The sequence below is a fragment of the Bradyrhizobium sp. cir1 genome (assembly GCF_014198245.1).
Lineage (GTDB): Bacteria > Pseudomonadota > Alphaproteobacteria > Rhizobiales > Xanthobacteraceae > Bradyrhizobium.
The window spans coordinates 21334-29214 of record NZ_JACIHE010000046.1 but is presented as its reverse complement, the minus strand read 5'-3'; the positions used below and the strand labels follow the sequence as shown (position 1 = coordinate 29214).

Sequence of the window (7881 nt, the reverse complement as noted above, 5' to 3'; positions counted from 1 at the left end):
CCGACCGAAAATCCATCCGCCTCAAAATCAAGCGCGCAGGATGGGATAACGCCTTCCTTTTGCAGATCCTCAGCCATATGCGATAGCCCTGCCCTGGAGGGGGAGGGTCGGCTCACATGGAGCGCAGCGCAATGTGAGACGGGGTGGGGTGACAGTCTCTCTACCGAGGCGGCGCCCGCGTGGAGAGATCACCCCACCCCGCTCGCGCTACGCGCGATCGACCCTCCCCCTCCAGGGGAGGGTAGGAACCCGCGGATTCGTTCTAACTTGCGATCCGCAGCCGATACGCCGCCCTCGCATTCACCCCAAACGCATTCTCGCGCACATTCGGCCCGAGCTCTGCCAAACACGCCTCCAGCGCCCCCTTGATCTCGCCGTAGCTGCCCGCGAGCAGGCATACCGGCCAGTCCGAGCCGAAGATCAAACGGTCCTCACCGAAACATTTTGCGGCGTGCGCGACGAACGGAAGCAGTCGCTCCGCATCCCAATTGTCCCACTTCGCTTCCGTCGCGAGCCCGGAGATCTTGCACCAGACGTTGCCGCACGCGGCGAGCGCTGCGATGCGGTCGGTCCATTCGTCGCTTCCGCCATCGGCGATCGGCGGCTTGGCGGCGTGATCCAGGACGAAGCGCGCTTGCGGGAAGGCCTGTGCGGTTGCGATCGCCGCCGGCAGCTCGCGGGTGCGGACGAGGAAATCGTAGGCGAGATCGCGGGCGAACACTGCGGTGAGGCCGCGCTGGACGTCTTCGCGCAGCAGCCAGTCGGGATCGGCCTCGTCGTGGACCTGGTGGCGGATGCCGACCAGCTTGTCGCCGCCGGGCAAGGCGCGCAACCGGTCGAGCGTCTTGCCGAGGTCGCCGTCGGTCAGATCGGCCCAGCCGACCACGCCAATGACAGACGGCGTCGCACGCGCGATGCGCAGGAATTCCTCGGTCTCCTCCAGCGCGGAGCGGCATTGCACCACGATGCTGGCGTCGATGCCGTTCGCCTTCAACAGCGGCGCGAGATCGGCAGGGTCGAAGGCACGGCGGATCGGTGCCAGCTCGGGCGCCTCCATCCAGGGATAGTCGGCGCGCGCGGGATCCCAGAAATGTTGGTGGGCGTCGATGATCATCCCCTTACGCTCCACCCGGCAGCGGCGCGCGGGCGTCGACGAGGTTTCGCGCACGCAGCTCCTGCCAGAGCGCAGGCGGCACCGCCCTCTCCGACATTGCGATGTTGTCGGCGACCTCGGCAGCATTGCGCGCACCCATCACGGCGACGGTCACGGCCGGGTGAGCCATGCAGAACTGCAGCGCGGCGGCCTTCAGCTCGGTGCCGTACCTGCGGCAGAGCTCGTCGAGCGCGAGCGCACGTGCGACAAGCGCCGGATCGGCATCCTGATAGTTGAACTTCGCGCCCGCGTGCGGATTGGCGAGAATACCGCTGTTGTAGATGCCACCTAGCAGGATGCCGATGTTCCTGGCGGCGCAAACCGGAAACAGCGCATCCAGCGCGCCCTGGTCGAGCAGCGTGTAGCGCCCGGCGAGCAGGAAACAGTCGACCGGCACGGCCTCGGCGAAGCGCACAAGCATTTCCGACTGGTTCATGCCGGCACCGATCGCCTTCACGGTGCCGTCGGCGCGCAGGCGCTGGAGCGCGCGGAAGGCACCCGTGACGGCCGCGTCATAGTGATCGTCGGGATCGTGCACGAGCAGGACGTCGACGCGGTCGAGCCCGAGGCGCATCAGGCTCTCCTCGACCGAGCGCATTACGCCGTCATAACTGAAATCGAACACCGGCCGTTCGCGCGGCGTGCCCTTGTAATGCTCGTCCTCGGCGGCACCGCCATCGCGGGCGCTCAGCAGGCGGCCGACCTTGGTCGAGATGGCATAGGACTCGCGCTTCTGCTGCCGCAGGAACGCGCCGAGCCGCCGCTCCGCGAGGCCAAAGCCGTAGAGCGGCGCGGTGTCGAAGAAGCGGACGCCGAGCGCCCAGGCTCTTGCGAGTGTCGCCTCCGCATCCGCATCGCTGACAGGCGCAAACAAGCCGCCGAGCGGGGCGGAACCGAGGCCGATTGAGGTGACGTCGAGAGGGCCGAGCCGCGAGCGTTTCATTCCCATTGCCTTACAGTCTTCATTCCAGCAGTCCAAAGATCATCTCTCCCGCTTGCGGCAAGCGCAAGCGGGAGAGGCACGCAGGAGCGCGGGGCTGGCGGGCGCTCCTACTTCAGCATCTGCGCGACGTTGTCCTTGGTGACGAGATCGAGGCCGGTGTAGACGATCTCCGGCACCTTCTCGCCCTTCTTGATGGCGAGCAGCGTGTCCATCGCCTTCTCGCCCATCTCGAACGGACGCTGGCCGACCAGCGCATTGGCATAGCCGTCGCGCAGCAGCTCGAGCTGCATCTTCAGCGTATCGGCGACGACCAGCGTGAACTTGCCGCTGTCGATGTCCTTCTTGTTCCTGGAGGCGAAGGCCTTGAAGCCTTCAGGAGCGAACATCGGCCAGCCGCCGATCGGAACGATGGAGGCGAGATCGGGCGTTGCGGTGCGCATGTCGGTCATCTGCTGGACCGCGAGCGCGGGATCGTCGTTGCAGAAGGTCGGAGAACCCGCGACCTCGGTCCATTTCGAACCCTTCAGCGCCTCGCGCACGCCGTCGACGCGCTCGGCAAGGTTCTTGGCGCCGGGGCCGCCCGAGACCATCGCGTATTTGCCGCCATCCGGCCGCATCTTCAGAAGCTGCTTGCCGAGCGCCAAGCCGAACTCCTTGTTGTTGGTGCCGATATAGGCGATGCGCTTGGAGCCCGGCGCATCCGCATCGAAGGTGATGACGGGAATGCCGGCCGCGGTCGCCGCCTCGATCGACTTGGTCATGGCGGCGACGTCGGCGACCGAGATGGCGAGGCCGTCGACCTTCTGGGTGACGAAGTCCTGGATGATCTGGGCCTGCGTTGCCGGCTCGTGCTCGACCGGCCCCTTGTAGATGCACTCGATATTGCCGAGCTCCTTGGCGCGCTTCAGGCAACCGTCACGCGCGAAATCGAAGAACGGATTGTTCATCGCCTTGGGCACGATGACGAAGCGGTAGTTCGCAGCGAACGCCGGCGTCGCCATCATCGCAATGGCGATACCGGCAAGAAGAAGTTTCCTCATTGTCTCCTCCACCCTTGTTTGGTGCCCATCCTCTCGAAAGTGCCCGGGAAGCGGACAGGCGGCATTTTCGTTGCCTTCCCGAGATAACGTCACGTCAGGTCATCCGCGAGCGGACGCGATCGACCAGCACAGCCAGAATGATGATCACGCCCACCAGCGTCTGCTGCCAGTAGGAGGAGACCTGCGCCAGCACGAGGCCGTTGCGGATCACCTCCAGCAATACGCAGCCGACGATGGCCCCGAGCGGGCCGCCGATGCCGCCGGCAAGGTTGGCGCCGCCGATCACGGCCGCCGCGATCACGTTGAGCTCATAGGAGGTCGCCATGTTGGCGGGCGCCGATCCGAGCCAGCCGGAGATGATGATGCCCTGGAGCCCTGCGGCGAGCGCGCAGATCACGTAGACTTCGATTTTCACCCGCACCACCGGGATGCCGGTGAGCTCGGCCGCCTTCTCGTTGCCGCCGAGCGCGAAGACATGGCGGCCGAACGAGGTGTGGTGCAGCACCACCGCCATCGTCAGCGCGAGGATCACGAGATAGATGAAGGGCACGGGCACGCCGAGCACGTCGCCCGAGGTCAGCGCATAGAAATAATCGGCATCCGGCCCGCCCGGGAAACTTCCGCGGCCGTTGGAGACGACATAACCGAGCCCGCGCACGATCGAGAGCATGCCGAGCGTGGTGACGAAGGGCGACAGGCCGAGCACGGCGATGCAGAAGCCGTTGACGAGGCCCGCGATCAGCGCGACGCCGAGCCCGGCGAGGAGCGAGATCAGCAGGATCAGGCCGGGCACGTTGGCCAGCACAGTCTTACCGTCGACCGCCATATGCACCAGCGGCGAGCCCGGCGCCGACAGCTCGGTCATGACCATCGAGGTGATCATGGCGGAGAAGCACATCATCGAGCCGACCGACAGATCGATGCCGCCGGTGATGATCACGAAGGTGACGCCGAGGGTGGCGATGGCGATGAAGGAAAAATTCTTCGCCACGTTCTGCATGTTGCCTTCGGTGAAGAAGTAGGGGCTGGCGAAATGCATGATCACCAGCAGCGCCGCCAGCGCCAGCAGGACATAGCCGGTCTGGGAGGCGAAGAGACCGCGCTGCCACCACCTGATCTTGCCGATGTTGGAGAAGGTGATCGGGGATTCCATGGGCATAGCCATCACGCCGCCTCCTTCGCGCCGGTGATGAGGGCGGTGACTTCCTCCGGCGAGGTCTCGTGGATCGGCTTGTCGGCGCGCTTCTCGCCGCGGCGCATGACGATGACGCGGTCGCACACGGCGAACACGTCGGGCATGCGATGCGAGATCAGCATCACGGCGACGCCCTGCTCCTTCAGCCGGTGGATCAGGCCGAGCACCTGCTCGACCTGGCGGACCGAGATCGCCGCGGTCGGCTCGTCCATCATCACCAGCCGCGCATTGGAGAGCCGGGTCCGCGCGATCGCGACGGCCTGGCGCTGGCCGCCCGACATCTGCTTGACGAGATCGTCGGGCCGCGTTTCCGAGCGCAATTCGCCGAACAGCTCAAGCGCGCGCGCCGCCATCGCCTTGTGGTCGAGCAAGGCGATGGGTCCGAATTTGCGCTTGAGCTCGCGACCGAGGAAGACGTTGGCGGCGGCCGTGAGATTGTCGGATAGCGCGAGGTCCTGGTAGACCACCTCGATGCCGACGGCGCGGGCATCGACGGGACGATTGAAGTGGACTGCGCTGCCGGCAAAGCGCATCTCGCCGTGCGTGGGGCGGAAGTTGCCGGCGATGATTTTGACCAATGTCGACTTGCCCGCGCCGTTGTCGCCCATCAGCCCGACCACCTCGCCCGGGAAGACCTGCATGTCGACATCGTGCAGCGCGCGGATCGCGCCGAACTCCTTGCCGATGCCGGTGAGCTCGAGCACCGGTGTCGCGTCAGCCTTTGTCATCAGCGGCCTTCCTCAGACGTAGCGGTTGACCAGGGATTCCAGATATTCCTGCCGGCCCGAGCGCGGCTGCGGATCGAAGCCGGGACTCATCGCACGGTCGGCGAGATCGGCAAGCGAACGCTGCCCGCCGAGAATGGCGAGACCCTCGGGGCCGGCCCATCCGTCGTAGCGCGTCGCCAGCGGCGCAGTGAGCGCGCCGGCATCGAGCATGTCGGCAGCGGCAAGGAAGGCGCGCGCGCAGGCATCCATCGAGCCGACATGGGCGTGGATGAGATCATCGGGGTCGATCGACTGGCGGCGGATCTTGGCGTCGAAATTGAGTCCGCCCGAGGTGAAGCCGCCGCGGTTCAGGATCTCGTGGAACACCAGCGCCAGCTCGCCCACGTTCATCGCGAACTGGTCGGTGTCCCAGCCGAGCAGATCGTCGCCGCGGTTGATGTCGAGCGAGCCGAACACGCCGAGCGCCTCGGCGAGCGCGACCTCGTGGTGGAAGGAGTGGCCGGCGAGGATGGCGTGGTTCTGCTCGATGTTGAGCTTGACGTCCCTGAGCAGGTCGTAGCGTTCGAGGAAGCCGTAGCAGGTGGCGACGTCGAAATCGTATTGATGCTTGGTCGGCTCCTTGGGCTTGGGCTCGATCAGGATCGGGCCCTTGAAACCGATCTTGTGCTTGTGCTCGACGACGAGGGAGACGAAACGGCCGAGCTGGTCGAGCTCGCGCTTGAGATCGGTGTTGAGCAGCGTCTCGTAGCCCTCGCGGCCGCCCCACAGCACATAGTTCTGGCCGCCGAGCCGGTGCGTCACCTCGAGCGCCGCGCGAACCTGGCCGGCGGCATAGGTGAAGATGTCGGGGTCCGGGTTGGTCGCAGCGCCCGCCATGTAGCGGCGATGTGTGAACAGGTTTGCGGTACCCCAGAGCAGACGGACCTTGCTTGATGCCATCTTCGCTTCGAAGACATCGGCAATCGCGTTGAGGTTGGCGACGGACTCGCTGAGCGAATCCCCTTCCGGCGCCGCATCGATGTCGTGAAAAGTGAAAAAGGGCACGTCCAGCAGGCGGAACAGCTCGAAGGCGACATCGGCCTTGGCGCGCGCCATGGCCATCGCGTCACTGCCATGGTGCCAGGGACGCAGGAAAGTCTCGCCGCCGAAGGGATCGCCGCCGGGCCAGCAGAAGGAGTGCCAGTAGCAGACCGCAAAGCGCAAATGATCCTCGAGGCGGCGGCCGTGGACGATGCGGTCCTTGTCGTACCAGCGGAAGGCGGGCGTGTTCGCCGCGTCCTTGCCGGCAAAGGCGATAGGCATGCTTGCATCGAAGAATTTGGCTGACGCGTTCACTTAAAGAGGCTCCTTCAATGCGGGATAAAGCGCACGCCAGCGGCGATAGGCTTCGTCATAGGCGGCGGTCACGGATGCGCGGGGCGCGAAGCTCGCGAGCCGGCGCGGACGGGTGCAGACTGCTGCCGGAGCTTCGCCGGTGGCGGCGAGCCGGCCGAGCCGCGCGGCGCCAAGCGCCGCGCCCACCTCGCCCTCCTCCACGCGGTGGACGGGAATGCCGAGCACGTCGGCGCAGATCTGCGCCCAGAGCGGCGAGCGCGAGCCGCCGCCGACGAGATCGAGCTCCGCAACAGGTCCGCTTGCAGCGCTCAGTGCCGCTAGATTGTCGCGCGCGGCGAAGGCGACGCCTTCGAGCACGGCCTGGACGATCTGGGAACGCCCGGTTGCGCCACGCAGCCCGACGAAGGCACCGCTGGCGGCCGCATCGTTGTGCGGCGTGCGCTCGCCATCGAGATAGGGCAGGAATTTGATGGGGCTCGGCCCGGCGACGCGCTCGCCGAGTGGCGCCAGCAGCGCTGCGGCCGGCGTCTCCATCACGCCGGACAGCCAGGCCAGCGAAGCCGCGGCCGACAGCATGACGCCCATCTGGTGCCAGAGGCCGGGCAAAGCGTGACAGAACGCATGCACGGCCGAAGCCGGCGCCGGTGCGAACCGGTCGGTGACGCGGAACACCACGCCGGAGGTGCCGAGCGACAGGAAGGCATCGCCCGGTGCGATGGCGCCGAGCCCAATCGCGCTCGCCGCGTTGTCGCCGGCGCCGCCGGCCACCACGACGTTCTTCGCCATGCCCCAACGCTGCGCGTATTCCGGCGCAAGCACCGCGCTCACCGCACTGCCCTCGGCGAGGCGCGGCATGTGGTGGAGATCGAGGCCGGTCGCGTGCAGCAGCAGGGCCGACCAGCGGCGCTCGCCGACATCGAGCCACAGCGTGCCTGACGCGTCCGACATGTCCTCGACCATCTCGCCGGTCAGCCGGTAGCGCACATAGGCCTTCGGCAGCAGCACCTTGGCGACGCGCTTGAATGTCTCAGGCTCGTGCCGCGCGACCCAAAACAGCTTTGGCGCGGTGAAGCCGGGCATCGCCAGGTTGCCGGCGATGGCGTGCAGCGATGGACAGCGCCGCTCCAGCATGGTGCATTCGGCCTGCGAGCGGCCGTCGTTCCAGAGGATGGCGGGACGCAGCGGCCGTCCGTCCTCGCCCAGCAGCGTCGCGCCATGCATCTGGCCCGACAGGCCGATACCGGCGACCCGCGCAACCTCGCGCGGATGATGGCTCGCGAGATCGTCGACCGCGCCGATCGCGCCCTCGACCCAGGCGTCGGGATCCTGCTCGGACCACAGCGGCGCCGGATGCGACAGCGCGAGCTCGCGCGCCGCGGTCGCGATCACCGCGCCGGCGTCGTTCACGAGAACCGCCTTCACACCGGACGTGCCGATGTCGATGCCGAGATACACGCCATCCTCCTCTTGTTCCGTCGCGGTGTGCG

General features: G+C 66.8%; 7 protein-coding genes. All 7 read right to left on the bottom strand.

All coding sequences use genetic code 11. From position 1 onward, the window contains the following. Positions 1 to 262: 262 nt before the first annotated feature. Positions 263 to 1114, bottom strand: a complete 852-nt coding sequence (locus tag GGD63_RS39030) for an amidohydrolase (RefSeq protein ID WP_183250506.1) — start codon at positions 1112 to 1114, stop codon at positions 263 to 265. A 4-nt stretch (positions 1115 to 1118) separates the two neighbouring features. Next, positions 1119 to 2096 (bottom strand): aldo/keto reductase, encoded by a 978-nt coding sequence (locus tag GGD63_RS39025; protein ID WP_183250505.1) that lies wholly within the window; start codon positions 2094 to 2096, stop codon positions 1119 to 1121. A 107-nt stretch (positions 2097 to 2203) separates the two neighbouring features. Further along, positions 2204 to 3136 (bottom strand): sugar-binding protein, encoded by a 933-nt coding sequence (locus tag GGD63_RS39020; RefSeq protein ID WP_183250504.1) that lies wholly within the window; start codon positions 3134 to 3136, stop codon positions 2204 to 2206. Positions 3137 to 3230: 94 nt separating this feature from the next. Continuing rightward, positions 3231 to 4301 (bottom strand): ABC transporter permease, encoded by a 1071-nt coding sequence (locus GGD63_RS39015; protein ID WP_183250503.1) that lies wholly within the window; start codon positions 4299 to 4301, stop codon positions 3231 to 3233. Next, complete coding sequence (locus GGD63_RS39010; RefSeq protein WP_183250502.1) at positions 4301 to 5059, bottom strand: ATP-binding cassette domain-containing protein; 759 nt, start codon at positions 5057 to 5059, stop codon at positions 4301 to 4303. The genes GGD63_RS39015 and GGD63_RS39010 overlap by 1 nt, the downstream gene beginning before the upstream one ends. A gap of 12 nt (positions 5060 to 5071) precedes the next feature. After that, complete coding sequence (gene xylA / locus GGD63_RS39005; protein WP_183250501.1) at positions 5072 to 6394, bottom strand: xylose isomerase; 1323 nt, start codon at positions 6392 to 6394, stop codon at positions 5072 to 5074. After that, positions 6395 to 7849 (bottom strand): xylulokinase, encoded by a 1455-nt coding sequence (gene xylB, locus GGD63_RS39000; protein WP_183250500.1) that lies wholly within the window; start codon positions 7847 to 7849, stop codon positions 6395 to 6397. Positions 7850 to 7881: the final 32 nt, after the last annotated feature.

What these genes read in the sequence shown, in the direction of transcription:
- GGD63_RS39020 (WP_183250504.1), bottom strand. Translation starts at nt 3,136, where the DNA reads ATGAGGAAACTTCTTCTTGCCGGTATCGCCATTGCGATGATGGCGACG.
- GGD63_RS39015 (WP_183250503.1), bottom strand. Translation starts at nt 4,301, where the DNA reads ATGGCTATGCCCATGGAATCCCCGATCACCTTCTCCAACATCGGCAAG.
- GGD63_RS39010 (WP_183250502.1), bottom strand. Translation starts at nt 5,059, where the DNA reads ATGACAAAGGCTGACGCGACACCGGTGCTCGAGCTCACCGGCATCGGC.
- GGD63_RS39025 (WP_183250505.1), bottom strand. Translation starts at nt 2,096, where the DNA reads ATGAAACGCTCGCGGCTCGGCCCTCTCGACGTCACCTCAATCGGCCTC.
- GGD63_RS39030 (WP_183250506.1), bottom strand. Translation starts at nt 1,114, where the DNA reads ATGATCATCGACGCCCACCAACATTTCTGGGATCCCGCGCGCGCCGAC.